This window comes from Ruegeria sp. HKCCSA071 (assembly GCF_017872555.1).
In the GTDB taxonomy this organism is placed as follows: domain Bacteria; phylum Pseudomonadota; class Alphaproteobacteria; order Rhodobacterales; family Rhodobacteraceae; genus Ruegeria.
In genome coordinates, this window is sequence record NZ_JAEDOX010000003.1 from 123601 (window position 1) to 141091 (window position 17491).

The following is a 17491-nucleotide window of genomic DNA, read 5'->3' on the forward strand; positions in this document are numbered from 1 at the left end:
GGTCCCGGACCACGAGATGTCTTATTCAGCGGCTTAGAACAAGCCCTCAATCTCACCTGCGTCATTGAGGCAGATGGTTTCCGCGGCCGGTTTGCGGGGCAGGCCCGGCATGGTCATGATCTCACCGCAGACAACCACGACAAAGCCCGCGCCCGCGCTCAGGCGGACCTCACGCACCGGAACCGAATGGCCGGTGGGCGCGCCCCGCAGGCTCGGGTCGGTCGAGAAGCTGTACTGGGTTTTCGCCATGCAGACCGGCAGGTTGCCATACCCCGCAGCTTCCCATTCTTTCAGCTGGGTGCGGATCTTGTTGTCGGCCAGAACCTCGTCGGCGCGGTAGATGCGCTTGGCGATGGTTTCGATCTTCTCAAACAGCGGCATCTCGTCCGGGTAGATCGGCGCGAAGTTCGCAGAGCCCCCTTCGACGATTTCCACAACCTTGCGGGCCAGATCGGCGGAGCCCTCCGAGCCCAGCTCCCAATGGCGCGACAGAACCGCCTCGACCCCATGAGAGGCGCAATAATCCTTCACCGCCTGAACCTCGGCATCGGTGTCGGTGACAAAGTGGTTGATGGCGACAACAACCGGCACACCGAACGACTTCACGTTCTCGATATGGCGGCCCAGGTTGGCGCAGCCCGCCTTGACCGCAGCGACATTCTCGGCACCCAGATCGGCCTTGGCGACACCGCCATTCATCTTCATCGCGCGCACGGTGGCAACCAGAACCACGGCAGAGGGCGCAATGCCCGCCTTGCGGCACTTGATGTTCATGAACTTCTCGGCACCCAGATCGGCGCCAAAGCCCGCCTCGGTCACCACATAGTCAGCCACTTTCAGCGCAGTCTTGGTCGCGATCACCGAGTTGCAGCCATGCGCAATGTTCGCGAACGGGCCACCGTGGACAAAGGCCGGGTTGTTTTCCAGCGTCTGCACCAGGTTCGGCTGCATTGCGTCTTTCAGCAGAACGGTCATCGCGCCTTCGGCCTTGATGTCGCGGCAATAGACCGGCGTCTTGTCGCGGCGATAGGCCACGATGATATCACCCAGACGCTTTTCCAGGTCCTTTAGGTCGTTTGACAGGCACAGGATCGCCATGACCTCGGACGCCACGGTGATGTCAAAACCTGTTTCGCGCGGGAACCCGTTCGACACGCCGCCCAGGCTGGCGGTGATCTGGCGCAGGGCACGGTCGTTCATGTCGACCACACGACGCCATGCGACCCGGCGGGTGTCGATCTCGCATTCATTGCCCCAGTAGATGTGGTTGTCGATCATCGCCGACAGCAGCGAATGGGCCGAGGTGATCGCATGAAAATCGCCGGTGAAGTGCAGGTTCATCTCTTCCATCGGAACAACCTGCGCATAGCCGCCACCCGCTGCGCCACCCTTCATGCCGAAGTTCGGGCCCAGCGAGGCCTCGCGGATACAGATCATCGCGTTCTTGCCGATGCGGTTCAGGCCATCACCCAGACCAACCGTTGTGGTCGTCTTCCCCTCACCCGCAGGTGTCGGGTTGATCGCCGTCACCAGCACCAGCTTGCCGTCCTCACGACCCTGCACCGAGTTGATGAACTCCTGGCTCACCTTCGCCTTGTCATGCCCATACGGCAACAGATCGTCACTGGATATTCCAAGCTTCGCGCCGATCTCCTGGATCGGCTTCTTATTCGCTTCACGCGCAATTTCGATGTCGGATTTATAGCTCATTGGCCGGGGTCCTTGATTGAATACCGTGCAAAACCGACGTCTAACGTCGGCGCTACGCATTCCATACCCTTGTGTACAATCTGATTAGCCATGGATTCCGACATTCTGGCGTCGCGAAGCGTCGTCAGGTCAATTCATCTGTAACTAATCGGAAACCTGCATATTTTCAGGGCTCCAGGCAGGCTGGTCTGGAACAAAGAGCTTGAGGTGATCGCCCAGTTGAATGCGCCCAGGACGTTCGACCCAGCCCGTGACACCGCGGCGCCCGACGGCAGCAGGTTTGAACCCTGCACCATACCCCTGATGATCCGCTTCGATTTCGCGACCGGGCAATACGCAGGGTGCGTTTTCCATATCCACAGTAATCGTCAGCCCGTTGACCGCCTGAAGACGCGAGGACGGCGGAATGTGCGAGAAATCCGGTATACCTTTCAGCACTATGGATGCGCCGAGATAAGACGGGTCAAGCTGGTCCAGCCCCATGTTCTGCGCGATCTGCTGCAACTCTTCCAAGGACAGCACCGACAGTTGACGAACATTGCGGATTTCTGTGCCCTTGGGATAGAGGTTCGAGACCCGAACACAGGACGCACGGCTCAGACCTTCGTGCCGTTCGCCTTTCGCACCCTCAAACCCAAGATCCAACAACTCCACGGGCTTGGCACGCAGCGATCCGCCGGCAGGAACAAGACCCAGCCAAACGACTTCGGCTGCAAATTCGGTTTCCCGTAAAAACGGCATACGCGTTTCCCTTCCCATTGGTGTCTGCCAGCGCATAATGCCCAGTAACGCTCTGATGGAAAGAGAATAACCCGGGTCAGAGCCCGGGTTCTTGCTGGTTATGCTGTCGGTTCAGGTTCCATCCCGCCCTCAGGCGGTGATTTCTTGGCCTTGGTCTTGGGGATGGCTGTCACGCTGGGCGCACTGCCCTCGTCCGACTTGTCATTCTGGTCATCGCTGTCGCCGGGCGACTCCCCGTTCATGACGCGTTTGATTTCGTCACCGGTCAGCGTTTCGTATTCCAGCAAACCTTGGGCCAAACGCTCCCATTCCTCGTTCTGATCGGTCAGAATCTTGTGCGCCTGTTCATAGCCTTGCTGGATCAGGCGCTTTACCTCTTCTTCAATCAGCTCCTTGGTATGAGCCGATACCGAGAACCCGGCAGTATTGCCCTGGTATCCCTCATGCGCCTCGGCATAGTCGATATTGCCAACCTTGTCTGACATACCCCAGCGCATCACCATGGCACGTGCCAGTTGGCTGGCCTGCATGATGTCCCCGGCAGGACCGTTCGACACGTGATCTTCGCCATACTTGATGACTTCGGCAGCTTTACCCGCCATGGTCATCGCCAGCTTCTGTTCGCATTCATCACGGTGATAGTTCAGGCGATCCATTTCCGGCAGCGAAACCACCATACCCAGCGCGCCTCCGCGCGGTATGATTGTCGCCTTGTAGACCGGATCGCACATGGGCAGAGACAGACCAACAACAGCATGACCCGCTTCGTGATAGGCTGTTTTTTCCTTCTGATCCTGCGTCAGCACCATCGAGCGGCGCTCGGCCCCCATCATCACCTTGTCCTTGGCGTTTTCAAAATCTTCCATGGTGACAAAGCGACGGCCCACGCGCGCGGCCATCAACGCAGCCTCGTTCACGAGGTTGGCCAAATCCGCACCCGAAAAGCCCGGCGTACCGCGCGCGATGATGCGCAGATCAACATCCGGGCCCAGCGGCGTCTTACGTGCGTGAACGCCCAGAATTTTCTCGCGGCCCTTGATGTCCGGGTTGCCCACTGTGACCTGACGGTCGAACCGGCCCGGTCGCAGCAGCGCAGGGTCCAGAACATCCTTGCGGTTTGTCGCCGCCAGAATGATTACACCTTCGTTGGCCTCAAACCCGTCCATTTCGACCAGCAACTGGTTGAGCGTTTGTTCCCGCTCGTCATTGCCGCCGCCATACCCGGCACCACGATGGCGGCCCACAGCGTCAATCTCGTCGATAAAGACGATACAGGGTGCATTCTTTTTTGCCTGCTCGAACATGTCGCGCACGCGGGACGCACCGACACCAACGAACATTTCGACAAAATCCGAACCCGAGATGGTGAAGAACGGCACGCCTGCCTCACCCGCAATGGCACGGGCCAACAGCGTCTTACCGGTACCCGGAGGGCCGACAAGCAATGCGCCCTTGGGGATCTTGCCACCAAGGCGGCTGAACTTCTGCGGGTTGCGCAGGAATTCGACAATCTCTTCCAGCTCTTCCTTGGCCTCGTCGATACCGGCAACATCGTCAAAGGTCACGCGGCCATGCTTTTCAGTCAGCATCTTGGCCTTGGATTTGCCAAAGCCCATCGCGCCACCTTTGCCACCGCCCTGCATCCGGTTCATGAAATAGACCCAGACACCGATCAGTAACAGGAAAGGCAGCAGCGTGATCAGGAATGACTGAAAGCCTGATTGCTGTTGCTTTACAGCCTGAACGGGGATGTTTTCCTCTATCAGAAGCTTGGTCACTTCGGCGTCGCCGGGTTTGATCGTGACATAGCTTGCACCGCTTTGCATGGTATAGCGAATCTGTTCACCATCCAGGGTCACGTTCTTGACTTCACCGCTTTGGACGGCACCGACAAAGTCGGAATAGGTTTTCTCGTTGCTCTGAAGCGTTCCGCCCGGTCCACTGAACAGATTGAACAGTGCAAGAATGAGCAGGAACAAAACGACCCAAAACGCGATATTGCGAGCGTTGCCCAAGGAAATTCTCCTAAAAGTTCCGGCAGGTGAGACGCTGCCAAGTTACCTCTTAAAATAGAGAGGATTGTCGTATGTTCAATGCGATAAAAAAGATGCGTGGAACTCGGGCCAATCTGACGCAAGCCTAGCCTGCCAACCATTCGCAAGACCCGCAAGCGGGGCGGCCAGCACCCTGTCCGCATTCCAAACCGCAGGCGTCGCCGTCAAAGCTATCCTGGGACGTCCGGTTGCACGCCACTCGGGCACCTGTTGCAACCCTTCACCCCCCAAAGCACGGATTTCTGCGCCCATTGTTGCGGGTCCACTGACCCGCCATTTGCCATCCCACACAGCACCGGGCGCCGCCATCTGAGATTTCACGGCATTAAATTCCCTGCAAATCCAAACACTCCCGCCTTGTGGAACAATCAGACAACCGCCCACTGACGCCGGTTGCCCATTCGCAACTGCATCCATCGCCCGATCCACTGCCGCCTGACGCGGGGGATAACCCGACCCAGCAATCCATGAGAGGATTCCCAGCAGGACACGACGCCGAATCTCAAGGGGCAACGCGGCAAATCCGGCCCGGTTCACCCTCACGTCACTTTGATCGACCTGCGCCACGGACCGTGCGGATTCTTGCGCACAGACGCCAAGTGCCGTGTGTGCCTGCGCCAGATTGTCCGCCACGCGGGACAATGAAAGCGCATCAATTCCCAAAGGTTCTAGACCACCCAAAGCTTCGCGCGCCTTGATCCGGTCGAAACTGGCATCCTGATTCGAAGGATCGTCCACCCATGCCACGCCAGTCTCAGTCAGATAGGTGCGCAGCTGTTCACGGGTGATCCCCAGCATCGGACGCAGCAACGTCAGCCCCTGCTGTTTCCGAATAGCCGACATGCCGGACAGGCCCGTGACCCCGGATGATCGGCCCAACCGCATCAACAGTGTTTCCGCCTGATCATCTGCGGTGTGGCCTAGCGCAATGGCATCGATTCCGCGACCCTTTGCCCATTCGGATAATAAATCATACCGCGCCTGACGTGCCCGGTCCTGCAAGTTGCCAGTACCGTCCCATCCCGACCAACGCAGCGTATCATGAGACATCCCCAACGCAGCAGCCTGCCGGGATACCGTTTCGGCCTCGCGCGCGGATTCGGGGCGCAACCCGTGGTCGACCGTGGTAACGAAAAGGGTGATGGCCTCATCCTGCGCCACCTGATGCAAAAGTTGCATCAAGGCGACGGAATCGCCGCCTCCCGAAACTGCAATCCCCAACTTGCGCGGAAGTGTTTCGGGTAGCCGGGCGCGAAGGTCTGCAAGTAGTTTGCCGGAGTGATGGTTCAAGTACATCCCAACGCGGTCATCTCCTGCGTGGCGCTCGAAAACTCTGGCGCAGAAGGAAAGCGTACTCCGACCTCGTTCAGCGTGATGCAGGCCTGATCGGTCTGTCCCAAACGGCCAAGCGCCGCGCCCAGTTCGTACAGTGCCTCGGGTGCAAATGCGCCCTCGGAATCACCCGTGAAGCTGGCCAGGAATGCCCGGGCTGCTTCTCGTGTGTCGCCAATCCCTTCTAGGGCATGACCGCGTTTCAGGTTGGCTTCGGGCGCCAGCGGACTGCCGGGATAGCTTGTTTCAAACTGCGCAAACAACGTGGCAGCAGTCTGGAAATCGCCGTCGGCCAACGCTTGCGAAGCTGCGTCAAAATCAGCGCGTTCACCTATGGCCAGTTCACCATGATCAGTTGCCGTTGGCGTTTCGATACTTGTTGGCCCGGTTATAGCAGTGGCCGTGTCACCACCAAGTGTCGAGGTCTCACCCAACGTCGACAAATCGCCGCCTTCCAGTTCAACCAGCCTGAACTCAAGGTCACCGATTCGGTTGGTGCCGTCAGTGACAATGTTCTGCACCCGCTGGTTCAATTGCTCGGTCTGGCGGGTCAGGCGCTGCAATTCGGCCTCGATGGCATCCACCCGTTCAAGGACCGAACTGCCGGACAGGTTTGGTGCGGGCGAACCCGTAGTGGAAAACTCGCGCTTCAAACGCTGAATTTCCACATGCAATACCGTCAGTTCCTGACGGATATCCGCAAGGGTCTGTTGATCCTGTGCCTGTGCAACACCAGCCGTCGCCACAACCGCCGCCAAAACCCATCCTGCAATGCGCATCATCTTACCCCAGAGTTGACCCGGTCAGAACTGTTACTGCACGACGGTTCTTGGAATAACATTCCTCGGTGCTGCAAATCTCGATCGGGCGTTCCTTGCCATAGCTCACGGTGTTCAGGCGGCTGCCCGCAACGCCGCGCGAAATCAGGTACTCACGCGCAGCGTTCGCCCGGCGTGCGCCCAGTGCAAGGTTGTATTCCCGCGTGCCCTGCTCATCCGCGTGGCCTTCGATCGTTGCGACAAAATCCGGATTGGCCAGCAGCCAGTCCGCCTGCCCTTGCAGCACTGTTTGCGCCTCGGGCGACAGGGTTGACTGGTCAACGGCAAACAGGACACGGTCCCCGACTGTTTGCTGGAAATACGCGGGCGAGCGCGGATCACTCGGTGATCCGGGGACAATGGATCCAATGCCCCCGTTACCACCACCGCCACCCAAGGCTGAGGGGTCATTGTTTGTGCAGGCGGCGATCACACTCAGCGCGCCCAGCGCCAGAACTTTGCTCAATACGTTCATTTCAGGTGCCTCGTGTTATGTTTATTGCCGCCTGTCTACCACAGGGACGATTTGTTGTGAACTTTGCTGCGATCAATTCTGCAATGGACCCCAGGACGGATCGCTGCCGCCGTCCGGTGTACGTACCGGGCGCAGGTTCCTGCCCGAGATATCCACCGAGTAAAGCGATGCCCTACCACTGGCCCCCTGCGTTTCGCGGGTAAACATGATGACCCGGCCATTGGGCGACCACGTGGGGCCTTCATCCAGGAAAGAGGCTGTCAGCAAACGTTCTTCTGACCCGTCGATGCGCATCACGCCGATATGGAACCGGCCCTGGTTCTGCTTGGTAAAGGCGATCAGGTCGCCGCGCGGTGACCAGACCGGGGTACCATAGCGGCCCGCGCCAAAGCTGATCCGCGTGGCCTCGCCCCCGTTTGCTGCCATCACGTACAATTGCGGTGTGCCGGAGCGGTCGCTTTCAAAGACGATCCGGCTGCCATCAGGTGAATAGCTGGGGGCCGTTTCAATTGCAGGCGTGTTGGTCAGGCGCGTACTTTGCCCCGAGGCGATATCCATCTTCCACAGATCGGTATTGCCGCCCTGAATCAGCGAATAGACAATCGACCGGCCATCTGGCGAGAACCGTGGCGAAAAGCTCATCGTCCCGTCCTGCGTCTTCAGTTCCCGTGGTTTCGGGCGCCCGACTTCAGTCACGTAAATGCGCGGGCTGCCGCTTTCATAACTTGTATAAAGCAGCCGGTCACCGGTGGGTGAGAACCGAGGCGCCAGAACGATTGCGGCGCTGTCAGTCATGTACTGCACATTCGCGCCATCGTAATCCATGATCGCCAAACGCTTCAGGCGCTGGTCCTTCGGCCCGCTTTCCGAAACAAAGGCAACGCGGCTGTCAAAATAACCGCCTTCACCTGTGATCCGGCTATAGACCTGATCGGCCACCTTATGCGCCATGCGCCGCCACCCCTCGGTGGTACCTGCCAGTTGAAGGCCATTGCCCAGTTCCTGGCCCGAAAACACATCCCACACCCGGAACCGGACCGTCAGTTTCTGACCGGACACATTGACAGCGCCCGTGACCAGCGCGTCAGCGTTGATCGCCTTCCAATCCGCAAACTGAACCGGAGCTTCGAAGCTGCTGACCCGGCTGATGAACGCATCCGAGGAGATTTCGCGGAACAACCCGGTCCCGGTCAGGTCAGCCGCCACCACGCGCGAGATATCCTGCGCGAACTGAGCTGCGGCCGGACTGTCCGGCACAAAATCCGGAACGGCAAAGGGCAAGGGTTCGATAATCCCCTCATCCAGTTCCAGACGCAAGGGCCCGTTCTGTGCATAAACCGGCGCAGACATCAGTGTCAGGCCGACAAAGAGGCTGGTCAGAAGCTTCATCATTTGATCCGCATCCTCTCGGGGTTAAATGTAATCTCAACATCCTGCCAATGTTCGTATTTGTCAGCAGGCAAATCATATCCTTTGGCTCCGCAGCGCAAAATAGCGCGTCGCGCGGCTTCGTAGGCTTGTTTAACGGCTCCTGCCGAGCCGCCAGAGCTGTCCAGCATCCGAACACTGCCGTCGACGACCGTACCATCGCGGTTCAGTGAGAACGCAACAACAACCACAATGTTCAGCGCATCCGTGGACAAGGAACCCACATTCCAACATCCAGAAACAGCCAGTCGCATCGCGTCTTTCTCTCCGCTGGTCAGCGGTGGGCCAGAAGGTTCGGACCCGCTGCCCAAGGCTTCGGCCAGGGCGTCGTTGATTGCCGTTTCATCGGTTTGTTTTTCGGGTTCCGCGGTCGCCTCAGGCGTTTTGACCACAGCGGGTTCCTGCGGCGGGTTTGGCCGGTTTGGACGCACGCGCGGCCGCGGAGATGTCAGGGGCGACTGTTCCTTGGCTTCCTCTGCCTCGGTCACAATCTCCGGGGCTGCCTCTTGCGGCGCGGTCTGATCCTGCTGTTCCTGCTGAACCTCTGCGCCTTCATCCAGGGATACCGGCGGCGTTTCAAAATCATCAGGCTTTGCCTCGGGCGGTGGCAGAGCTATCGCCTCGGGCGCGACGCGATCTGATGGACGCGGCTGTGCCTCCGGACCGGGCGGCGCAGGCTGTGCAACAGGTTCGACCTGAGGTTCCGTCAGAACCGGAGGCTCGTCAGGAACCTCCGGTTCTGGCGGCGCTTCCACGATGATGGGCTCTGGCTCTGGTTCTGGTTCAGCCGGTGCAACAGGTTCAGGGCGGGGCTGTTCATCAATCTTGGGTTCCGGCGGCTTGGTCACAGCCTCCGGCTCGGGCGGTTGCTGCAACGCGGTCGGCACTTCGGGGAGTTCCGGCGCATCCCGCTGGGCCGTCATGGCCGCGAATTGTTCAGCCGTGATCACTGAGACATCCTGCACAGCCATCGGCAACGGTTCGGACCGGAAGGTACCGCCGAACATCGCCCATCCGATCAGGCTGACATGCGCAATCGCTGAAATCTTGGTGCCGGTATCCACCGTGCGACCTCACTCTCCACCTTCATCCAGCGTCGGCCCGCCGGTATCGGTTACAAGGCCAACGTTGGAAAACCCGCCCGCGTTCAGCGCACCCATGACCTGCATCACCTGTGCGTAAGGGATTGCACCATCGGCCCGCAGGAAAACCCGGTCACTGCTCCGCTCTGCCGCAATGGCACGCAGTTTACCAATCAATTCTTCGCGCAACACATCGGTGGTCTGGATCTGCACGCGGCCGTCTGCGGTCAGGGTCACGGTCAAAGGCTCTTCATTGTCACCGGGCAGCGCGCTGGCTGCGGTCTTGGGCAGATCGACCGGAACGCCAACCGTCAGCAATGGCGCGGCCACCATGAAGATGATCAGCAACACCAGCATGACATCCACGAATGGCGTCACATTGATCTCGGCCATCGGCTGTGCGCGACCGCGACGCCGACCACGTCTGCGCCCTTTGCCGCCCGACGATTGCTGGATCGCAGCGCCCATCGTCAGCTGTCCAACTGGCGCGACAGGATGGTTGCGAATTCATCCGCAAAAGCTTCATAGCCGCCAACGATCCGGTCACTATCAGCGCTGAGTTTGTTATAGAAAATCACCGCCGGGATCGCCGCCAAAAGGCCCAAACCTGTCGCCATCAACGCCTCGGCAATACCAGGGGCCACAACGGCAAGGTTGGTGTTTTGCTGTTCGGCAATCTCGATGAACGCATTCATGATACCCCAAACGGTGCCAAACAGCCCGATAAACGGAGCCGTGGAGCCAACAGTCGCCAGTATGGGAAGCCCTTTTTGCAGGGTTTCCGCCTCTTTCGCGATAGCGACATCCATCGACCGGTCGATCCGCGCGGTTGCCCCGGCAATCAGCCCGCCATCATTGCGATGCGACCTGCGCCATTCGATCATGCCTGATGCAAAGATTTTTTCCGAGCTGCCATCCGGCTGGGTTCCGATCTGCTCGAACAACTCATCCAACGGGTTGCCCGACCAGAAGCTTTCATCAAAAACCTGCGCCTCGCGTCGGGCCGCGCGATAGTTGATCAGCTTCTGAATGATGATCCCCCAGGACCAGATGGATGCGCCGGTAAGTACCAGCATCACCAGTTTGACGATAAAGGTCGCGCGGGCAAACAGCCCCCACATGGAGAAGTCGATCTCCTGCGCCAGCGCCAGCGTTTCAGCTTCCATGAACCTGCTCTTTGTTTTGCCTGATGGCCGTTCGTTTGGCCTTGTTTTGCCAAACGCTATCTCAGTTGGTCATGAAAAGCCAACAGAACCACCCATGGTCCGCAAATTGTTACATCAATGCGCGAATCTCTGCCGGCAAACGGATCGGCTTGCCTGCTTTATTGATGCAAACGGCCGTGACAGATGCACGAAATATTTCGGTCTCACCGCGTCGGACAAGCTGCGCCATGGTCAGACGCACGCCCGAAATTTCGGTGACTTCGGTTTCGACGATCAATTCATCATCGAACCTCGCAGGTGCCAGATACTCGGCCTCGACCCGCCGCACAACCCAAACAATGCCCTCGTCCCGCATGGCGTTTTGGTCATTGCCCAGATTACGCACCCAGTCCGAGCGCGCGCGTTCGATATAGCGCAGGTAGTTCGCGTGATAGACAACCCCGCCCATGTCGGTGTCTTCATAATACACGCGGATGGGGTAGGTGTGTTTCATTGCAACGCCTCCAGTCGGGCAAACAGCCTTAACGCGTGCGAGGCATCCTGTGCCGCCCGTGGCAAAACCGGATCATAGGCCGCCCGGATCAAGGCCGCGATGTCGGGACGCAGGATCGTGGCCTTACCTGCGATTGCCAGTGGCGATTGATTGCGAAATGCAGTGTCCGACCAGAGCAAGATGGTCTGCACGACCTGATTGAGCGCAAGGGTTTCCGCCGGAACCTTGCACAATTCCTTGTTCATGCGCAGAAAAACAAACGCTGCGCGGATCGCGCCATCTTCTTCGAACCGGAAAATGCGGTACTGGTTTGCATCTGCCGCGACCAGACGCGCGACCAAAGGTTCCAGATCCGGGATCAATCGATCAAGGTCCGGTACCTCCAGCAGCTCCTGCCAGTCCCGGAAAAAGAAAACCATGCAGTTCGCGCCAAGCTCAGGGTCCGTCTCAGCCATTTGGTGACCGGCCAGCGTGACAACCGCCTCAAAAGCCCCCTTTACGGTGGCCAGCGTCTCGTCCTCGACGCCGAAAACGATCGGAACAATTGGCCGCCCCCAACGCGCAAACAGAAACTCGCCGCTTTCGCGTGTGAACAGCGCTTCAATTTCTTCCGGTGTCACCGCCTGCCCTTCATCTTTTCAAAAATACTCTCGCCGAAAGGCATAAAATCTAAGCGCGCGGGCTTCAACCGAACAGATCGCTTTGCCGTTTGGGCGCGGCCATCCCAAGATGCGTCCACGCTTTCTGCGCCAGCATCCGCCCGCGCGGAGTACGTTGGATCAGCCCCTGTTGCAGCAAATACGGCTCAATCACTTCCTCAAGCGAGTCGCGGCTTTCGGACAGCGCGGCAGACAGGGTTTCAATCCCTACCGGGCCGCCCGCATAGTTTTCGGCAATCAGCTTCAGATACCGCCGGTCTGCACCATCAAGACCCAGATTATCGACGCCGAGACGGGTCAAGGCACCATCGGCCAGGTCCCGTGTAATCCGCCCATCCCCTTCGACAATCGCGAAATCCACAACACGCCTCAGCAATCGCCCGGCGATACGCGGCGTTCCGCGCGACCGGCGTGCGATTTCGCGCGCACCATCGTTATCCGCGGGCGCGCCCAGTTTCCGCGCGTTCCGGGTGACGATTTCGTGCAATTCATCGACCGTGTAGAACTGAAGCCGGGTCGGGATACCAAACCGGTCACGCAAGGGCGTTGTCAGCAGACCCATCCGCGTGGTGGCCCCCACCAGCGTGAATGGTTGCAATTCGATCCGAACGGTGCGCGCAGCAGGACCTTCACCAATAACAAGATCCAGCTCGAAATCTTCCATCGCCGGGTACAGCACTTCTTCCACCGCCGGGTTGAGCCTGTGAATCTCGTCGATGAACAGCACGTCACGCGATTCAAGATTGGTTAGGATCGCCGCCAGATCCCCCGCCTTGGCCAGAACCGGGCCTGAGGTCATGCGGAAGTTCACCCCCAATTCACGTGCCATGATCTGCGCGAGGGTCGTCTTACCCAAACCCGGAGGTCCGTGAAACAAGGTGTGGTCCATCGCCTCGCCGCGTTGCCGGGCAGACTGGATAAAGATGCGCAAGTTGGCGCGCGCCTCAGCCTGACCAATGAATTCATCCAGCCCCTGAGGACGCAAAGCGCGGTCATTGTCTTCCGGCAGGGGTTCCGGGCGCAGGGTGGGATCAGCTTCAACCATTCACTTACCCTTTCGGAGCCAACAGCCTGAGGGCCGCGCGGATCAGATCAGCCTCGTCCGCATCCGGCTGACTGGCAGCCGCTTCAGCCACGGCACCTGCCGCCTCGGACGGCCCATATCCAAGGTTGGCCAACGCCGACAACGCCCCGGCAGACGCGGCCGCTGCACCCGATGGCGGTTTCGGAACACGTCTCGGCGCGGGCGTAGCGTCATTTGGTTCAACAACCTCGAGTTCCGGCCCGTCCATCGCCTGAGCAATCGTGCCGCCCATGGCCATCACGCCAGGTGCCTTATCCTTGAGGTCCAACACGATCCGCTGGGCGGTTTTTGGCCCGACGCCCTTGGCCGCCTTGACCGCGCCCCAGTCCCCAAGGGCAATTGCGCGGCTGACACCGTCGGGCCCCAGTGCACTCAGGATCGCCAGCGACACCTTCGCGCCGACCCCCTGGACCGAGCACAGCAGGCGGTGCCACTCTTTCTCGACAAGCGACAGAAACCCGTAAAGCTGCATCAGGTCTTCGCGGACAACCATGTCGGTGTAGATCGATACCGCCTCGCCCGCCCCCGGCAATGCCGCCAAGGTCCGGTCGGAACAATAGACAAGATAGCCGACGCCCCGGACATCGATCAGCACATGGTCCGCCGCGCGGTAATCCAGCCGCCCCGTCAGTTTGCCGATCATGCCCGCACCTCTTTCACACGCGCCTGTTGCGTCTTTCCGTAATAGGCGTGGCAGATTGCAATCGCCAGTGCATCCGCCGCGTCGGCCCCTTTCGGCAAACAGCCCGGTAATTGCAGTTTGACCATGTGCAAAACCTGCTCTTTCTCGGCGTGGCCCACACCCACCACGGTCTTTTTGACCCGGTTGGGGGCATATTCGCCCACCGGCAGACCAGCTTGTGCCAGCGTCAGCAACGCCACGCCACGCGCTTGCCCAAGCTTGAGAGTTCCGGCCCCGTCCTTATTTACGAATGTCTGTTCGATAGCGGCCTGATCGGGCTTGTGATCCGCAATAACTTCGACAATCTGATTGTGCAGCGACAGCAGCCGCTCGCCCAGATCGTCCCCATCCGATTTGCACAATCCATTGGCCACATGGCTCAGGCGGCTGCCATTTGATTCGATGACGCCCCATCCCAGGGTTCTAAGCCCCGGATCGATGCCCAGAATTCGCATATTTTGCCTCGGCCTGCTCGGGTTGTGTGATCTTTTTTCAACGCCTAGCACGAAGCGTGAACATTTTCCAAGCGAATTGACCCCAGGGCTAAAAACGACACGCGTGTCTCAGGCGCGACTTCGAGCGCGTTTTGCGACCCAGTGAAGTCTGAATTCGACACTTTCCCAAAGGCTTTTTCACCAATTGTTAAAGGGGGTTACAGCTTCGTGAAGCCTTGCAGAAAACGCATAGGACACATGCAAAAACTGAACTTGTGCGGACGAAGTTACAGCACTAGATGCCCGGCAGATCGCAGAAATGCAATGTGAACACTAACCAGAAGGAAACAGGATATGGCTGCACTGGACACAACCCGCGTCGCTACCACTGGCTCGTTCGGCCTTGTTGGCCGTATCGGCGCATTTTTCGTATCGGCCGTTAACGCCGCAGTTGAATGGAATGACGCCCGCGTAACCCGCAACGCGCTGACCGGTCTGACCGATCGCGAATTGGATGATATCGGCCTGTGCCGTGGTGACATCGACACCATCGCCGAAGGTCGCCGCTAAGAACCGACCCCAACACTTATTTGCCCCTTCCTCCTCCCTTGAGGGGCACACAAAAACACCGCGCACCGTAAGGGTACGCGGTGTTTTTTTAATCCGAGGGAGCGGATTAGTAGAAAACTTTGTTCAGCTGAGCGGCGAGGGCTTGCGACACTGGATCGATTTGCATCACCCAGGCACCGGCTTTTTCGACCGGCGTTCCTTCGTTCAGGCTGTCGATCCGATATTGATAGCCAGTCGGGCCAAGGTGGGACAAAAGAAATGCTTTGAAGGCGAAGAAACCCACAAGCGTAAGCAACAGTACCTTTGCTGGCACCGCCGAGCTCACCCGCTGCGGTTTCATCACCACCAGGCCATCCTTGCGCATCGTCGCGCGATAGCCACGGCTCATTTTTTGGTGTTTCTTGTTCAGGCGACTTACGCGCTGATTGAATTCCAGTTGTTTACCCGTCATGGCAGCCTCCAAAAAACCGCCCCCCTCGACTTCATTCAGAAAACGGTAAAAAGAGATTGCGACAAAAACGTGGCAAAAACCTATAAAACTCCTGCAAATGGCCTAATTCGCGCCCTGTTTGGTTAAAATTAGGGTCGTCCACTCACCAATCTCGGCCCTATAGGTCTGATTGAACCCGTTTTGTGAATAAACGAAAACCACGTCATCGGCCTGTTCGTTAAGGATTCCCGACAGGATCGCGTGCCCACCTGGGCGGAGATTCGCTGCCATTTCGGGTGACAAAGCCACCAAAGGCCCTTTGAGGATATTGGCAAAGATCAGATCGTATGGCGCGTGCGCCTTGAGGTCGGGATGGTCGAAACCTGCGGCTTCAACACATTGAACCGCGCCGGACATACCGTTTGCCTTCAGGTTGGCTTCGGCCACCTCAACGGCCACCTCGTCGATATCGCTGGCAATGAAATCGCCGTCCCATACCCGGGCTGCCGCCATGGCCAGAACCGCCGTGCCGCAACCGATATCCGCTACTTTCGAGGCACTGAACCCTTCATCCAACAACCGGTCCAGAGCTTTCAGACATCCCAGCGTGGTGCCATGATGTCCGGTGCCAAAGGCCATTGCCGCCTCGATCAGCAGTGGAATGCGACCGTCGGGCAGCTTGTCGGCATCGTGGCTGCCATAAACAAAAAAGCGGCCCGCCTGAACCGGGGCAAGCTCGCGCCGCACATGGGCCACCCAATCGGTTTCAGGCAATTCCGACACAACAAAAGGTTTGGCTTCAAAGGCAACTGCCAGAACGGCCAATGCGGTCTCGTCCGGGGCTTCGGTGAAATATCCACCCACTTCCCACAGACCCGAGCCGTCTTCGACCTCGAACACACCGACGCCGGTGGGTTCGGGCTCCAACCGCTCCATCGCTTCGCCCAGACCTTCGGCGGCTTTCTTACCTGTCAACGTGGTCAGCGCAGTGAATGTGGGCATGGGGGCCTCCTGTGTCAGTTGGCACTGCGCGTAGGACGGCGCGCCGCCAACGTCAAGCTTTGCGACCTACTCCGCCAGGGCCGGTGCGTACTTGCTCAGGATGGTCTCATTACCCGGTTCGGGGTGGCGTGGGACCAGCAGGGACAACAGCAGAGAAACGACCGCCATAGCCGCCGCAAGGCCAAACACAGCACCTGGTGACACGACCCAGAGCAAACCCAGCAACGCGGGCAAGAAAACCGCGGCGATATGGTTGATCGTGAACGCGACTGCGGCAGTTGGCGCAATATCCGCCGGATCGGCGATTTTCTGAAAATAGGTTTTCAGTGCAAGCGCCAGCGCGAACAGCACATGGTCGATGACATAGAGTATCGCCGCCAACAGCACGCCCCAGCCGAACCAGTAGATGCCACCATAGGCCGCGAACACGATTGCCAGACCGGTATATTCAAAAATCAATGTACGCCGTTCGCCAAACTTGGCCACCGCTTTACCCAGCAACGGAGCAACCATCATGTTGATCATCAGGTTGATCAGATACAGGCTGGTCAGCTCATGAACTTCAAAGCCGAACTTCTCGACCATCATGAACCCGGCAAACACGACAAAAATCTGTCGCCGCGCACCCGCCATGAATTGCAGCGCGTAATACAACCAGTATCGACGGCGTACGATCAGTTTCTTTGTTTGCGGCGTGGGGGCATCGAATTGCGGGAAGGCAAACAGGCAAAACAGGGCCAGCAAAGCTGTTGCACCGCCAGCAGCCATGAAGACAAAGTTGTACGACAGATCGAACCGCTCCCAGGTCAGAACGATCAGCCCGTACACCACCATCGTTGCAGCCGAGCCCATTGCGACCAGCCATCCCAAAATCTGCGGCGCGCGATCCTTGGGAAGCCATTGCAACTGAAGCGACTGGTTTACAGTCTCATAGTAGTGAAACCCGATTGAACTGAACAAGGTCACGAACAGCAATCCGCCAAGGCTTGGGAACCAGGCTGTCAAAGCCGTTGCGATCCCAAGCATCATCAGCGAGATCATGGCCAGCACCTGCTCGCGAATGAAAATGATGACGGCAATCACGCCGACCGCCAGAAAGCCCGGAATCTCGCGCACCGTGTGCAGCAGGCCGATATCGGCCCCGTCGAATTTCGCTGCCTCAATGACGAAGTTGTTCAACAGCGCGCTCCACGCGTTGAACGCGATGGGCATGGTCAAGGCCATCACGAACAGAAGCGTGACAGGGCGACGCCAGAACGGAAGGCTCTGCGCCTCGGCAAGGGGCATGGGTTTCAGCATGAGAGTCCTCTACGCCCATTTCACTGCTTTGG

The 17491-nt window shown here is 58.7% G+C and carries 19 protein-coding genes; 1 reads left to right on the forward strand and 18 read right to left on the reverse strand.

Annotated elements, in window-relative coordinates; all coding sequences use genetic code 11:
• Window positions 1–33 precede the first annotated feature (33 nt).
• From I9188_RS10240 to ruvC, 15 genes are all read right to left on the reverse strand, one after another.
• The gene (locus tag I9188_RS10240; RefSeq protein WP_209505534.1) at window positions 34–1710 is read right to left on the reverse strand and encodes a formate--tetrahydrofolate ligase; all 1677 of its coding nucleotides are present in this window, start codon (window positions 1708–1710) and stop codon (window positions 34–36) included.
• Between the two features lie 144 nt (window positions 1711–1854).
• Complete coding sequence (locus I9188_RS10245; RefSeq protein WP_209505532.1) at window positions 1855–2451, reverse strand: sulfurase; 597 nt, start codon at window positions 2449–2451, stop codon at window positions 1855–1857.
• 98 nt (window positions 2452–2549) lie between these two features.
• Window positions 2550–4466, reverse strand: a complete 1917-nt coding sequence (ftsH, locus tag I9188_RS10250) for an ATP-dependent zinc metalloprotease FtsH (RefSeq protein WP_209505530.1) — start codon at window positions 4464–4466, stop codon at window positions 2550–2552.
• A gap of 75 nt (window positions 4467–4541) precedes the next feature.
• Window positions 4542–5801 (reverse strand): tRNA lysidine(34) synthetase TilS, encoded by a 1260-nt coding sequence (gene tilS, locus I9188_RS10255; protein ID WP_209505528.1) that lies wholly within the window; start codon window positions 5799–5801, stop codon window positions 4542–4544.
• Window positions 5792–6616, reverse strand: a complete 825-nt coding sequence (gene ybgF, locus I9188_RS10260; protein ID WP_209505817.1) for a tol-pal system protein YbgF — start codon at window positions 6614–6616, stop codon at window positions 5792–5794. The genes tilS and ybgF overlap by 10 nt, the downstream gene beginning before the upstream one ends.
• Window positions 6617–6620: 4 nt before the next feature.
• On the reverse strand, window positions 6621–7130 hold the full coding sequence (gene pal / locus I9188_RS10265; protein WP_209505526.1) for a peptidoglycan-associated lipoprotein Pal: 510 nt from the start codon (window positions 7128–7130) through the stop codon (window positions 6621–6623).
• 72 nt (window positions 7131–7202) lie between these two features.
• Window positions 7203–8522, reverse strand: a complete 1320-nt coding sequence (gene tolB, locus I9188_RS10270; protein WP_209505524.1) for a Tol-Pal system beta propeller repeat protein TolB — start codon at window positions 8520–8522, stop codon at window positions 7203–7205.
• Window positions 8519–9622, reverse strand: a complete 1104-nt coding sequence (locus I9188_RS10275) for an energy transducer TonB (RefSeq protein WP_209505522.1) — start codon at window positions 9620–9622, stop codon at window positions 8519–8521. The genes tolB and I9188_RS10275 overlap by 4 nt, the downstream gene beginning before the upstream one ends.
• Window positions 9623–9631: 9 nt before the next feature.
• A complete protein-coding gene (gene tolR / locus I9188_RS10280) occupies window positions 9632–10108 on the reverse strand; it encodes a protein TolR (protein WP_209505520.1) in 477 nt (158 codons plus the stop codon).
• 2 nt (window positions 10109–10110) lie between these two features.
• Window positions 10111–10806, reverse strand: coding sequence for a protein TolQ (tolQ, locus tag I9188_RS10285; protein ID WP_209505518.1), 696 nt, complete (start codon window positions 10804–10806; stop codon window positions 10111–10113).
• A gap of 109 nt (window positions 10807–10915) precedes the next feature.
• On the reverse strand, window positions 10916–11299 hold the full coding sequence (gene ybgC, locus I9188_RS10290) for a tol-pal system-associated acyl-CoA thioesterase (RefSeq protein WP_209505516.1): 384 nt from the start codon (window positions 11297–11299) through the stop codon (window positions 10916–10918).
• A complete protein-coding gene (locus I9188_RS10295) occupies window positions 11296–11919 on the reverse strand; it encodes a hypothetical protein (protein ID WP_209505514.1) in 624 nt (207 codons plus the stop codon). Before I9188_RS10295 ends, ybgC begins: the two co-directional genes overlap by 4 nt.
• 64 nt (window positions 11920–11983) lie before the next feature.
• The gene (ruvB, locus tag I9188_RS10300; RefSeq protein ID WP_209505511.1) at window positions 11984–13003 is read right to left on the reverse strand and encodes a Holliday junction branch migration DNA helicase RuvB; all 1020 of its coding nucleotides are present in this window, start codon (window positions 13001–13003) and stop codon (window positions 11984–11986) included.
• A gap of 4 nt (window positions 13004–13007) precedes the next feature.
• Window positions 13008–13685: a Holliday junction branch migration protein RuvA gene (gene ruvA, locus I9188_RS10305; protein WP_209505509.1), complete on the reverse strand. Its 678-nt coding sequence runs from the start codon at window positions 13683–13685 to the stop codon at window positions 13008–13010.
• The gene (gene ruvC / locus I9188_RS10310) at window positions 13682–14179 is read right to left on the reverse strand and encodes a crossover junction endodeoxyribonuclease RuvC (protein ID WP_209505507.1); all 498 of its coding nucleotides are present in this window, start codon (window positions 14177–14179) and stop codon (window positions 13682–13684) included. The genes ruvA and ruvC overlap by 4 nt, the downstream gene beginning before the upstream one ends.
• A gap of 333 nt (window positions 14180–14512) precedes the next feature.
• Between ruvC and I9188_RS10315 the strand changes: the two genes are divergently transcribed.
• Window positions 14513–14728 (forward strand): DUF1127 domain-containing protein, encoded by a 216-nt coding sequence (locus I9188_RS10315; RefSeq protein WP_209505505.1) that lies wholly within the window; start codon window positions 14513–14515, stop codon window positions 14726–14728.
• A 106-nt stretch (window positions 14729–14834) separates the two neighbouring features.
• Here I9188_RS10315 and I9188_RS10320 read toward each other — a convergent pair whose 3' ends face one another.
• The 3 genes from I9188_RS10320 to I9188_RS10330 form a co-directional block, all read right to left on the reverse strand.
• On the reverse strand, window positions 14835–15191 hold the full coding sequence (locus I9188_RS10320; RefSeq protein WP_245220528.1) for a hypothetical protein: 357 nt from the start codon (window positions 15189–15191) through the stop codon (window positions 14835–14837).
• Between the two features lie 90 nt (window positions 15192–15281).
• Complete coding sequence (locus I9188_RS10325; protein WP_209505503.1) at window positions 15282–16160, reverse strand: 50S ribosomal protein L11 methyltransferase; 879 nt, start codon at window positions 16158–16160, stop codon at window positions 15282–15284.
• A 66-nt stretch (window positions 16161–16226) separates the two neighbouring features.
• The gene (locus I9188_RS10330; protein WP_209505491.1) at window positions 16227–17459 is read right to left on the reverse strand and encodes an MFS transporter; all 1233 of its coding nucleotides are present in this window, start codon (window positions 17457–17459) and stop codon (window positions 16227–16229) included.
• Between the last annotated feature and the right edge of the window lie 32 nt (window positions 17460–17491).

What these genes read in the sequence shown, in the direction of transcription:
- I9188_RS10325 (WP_209505503.1), bottom strand. Translation starts at nt 16,160, where the DNA reads ATGCCCACATTCACTGCGCTGACCACGTTGACAGGTAAGAAAGCCGCC.
- ybgC (WP_209505516.1), bottom strand. Translation starts at nt 11,299, where the DNA reads ATGAAACACACCTACCCCATCCGCGTGTATTATGAAGACACCGACATG.
- ybgF (WP_209505817.1), bottom strand. Translation starts at nt 6,616, where the DNA reads ATGCGCATTGCAGGATGGGTTTTGGCGGCGGTTGTGGCGACGGCTGGT.
- I9188_RS10330 (WP_209505491.1), bottom strand. Translation starts at nt 17,459, where the DNA reads ATGCTGAAACCCATGCCCCTTGCCGAGGCGCAGAGCCTTCCGTTCTGG.
- pal (WP_209505526.1), bottom strand. Translation starts at nt 7,130, where the DNA reads ATGAACGTATTGAGCAAAGTTCTGGCGCTGGGCGCGCTGAGTGTGATC.
- I9188_RS10245 (WP_209505532.1), bottom strand. Translation starts at nt 2,451, where the DNA reads ATGCCGTTTTTACGGGAAACCGAATTTGCAGCCGAAGTCGTTTGGCTG.
- I9188_RS10240 (WP_209505534.1), bottom strand. Translation starts at nt 1,710, where the DNA reads ATGAGCTATAAATCCGACATCGAAATTGCGCGTGAAGCGAATAAGAAG.
- I9188_RS10315 (WP_209505505.1), top strand. Translation starts at nt 14,513, where the DNA reads ATGGCTGCACTGGACACAACCCGCGTCGCTACCACTGGCTCGTTCGGC.
- tolB (WP_209505524.1), bottom strand. Translation starts at nt 8,522, where the DNA reads ATGATGAAGCTTCTGACCAGCCTCTTTGTCGGCCTGACACTGATGTCT.
- ruvB (WP_209505511.1), bottom strand. Translation starts at nt 13,003, where the DNA reads ATGGTTGAAGCTGATCCCACCCTGCGCCCGGAACCCCTGCCGGAAGAC.
- tolR (WP_209505520.1), bottom strand. Translation starts at nt 10,108, where the DNA reads ATGGGCGCTGCGATCCAGCAATCGTCGGGCGGCAAAGGGCGCAGACGT.
- ruvC (WP_209505507.1), bottom strand. Translation starts at nt 14,179, where the DNA reads ATGCGAATTCTGGGCATCGATCCGGGGCTTAGAACCCTGGGATGGGGC.
- tilS (WP_209505528.1), bottom strand. Translation starts at nt 5,801, where the DNA reads ATGTACTTGAACCATCACTCCGGCAAACTACTTGCAGACCTTCGCGCC.
- ruvA (WP_209505509.1), bottom strand. Translation starts at nt 13,685, where the DNA reads ATGATCGGCAAACTGACGGGGCGGCTGGATTACCGCGCGGCGGACCAT.
- tolQ (WP_209505518.1), bottom strand. Translation starts at nt 10,806, where the DNA reads ATGGAAGCTGAAACGCTGGCGCTGGCGCAGGAGATCGACTTCTCCATG.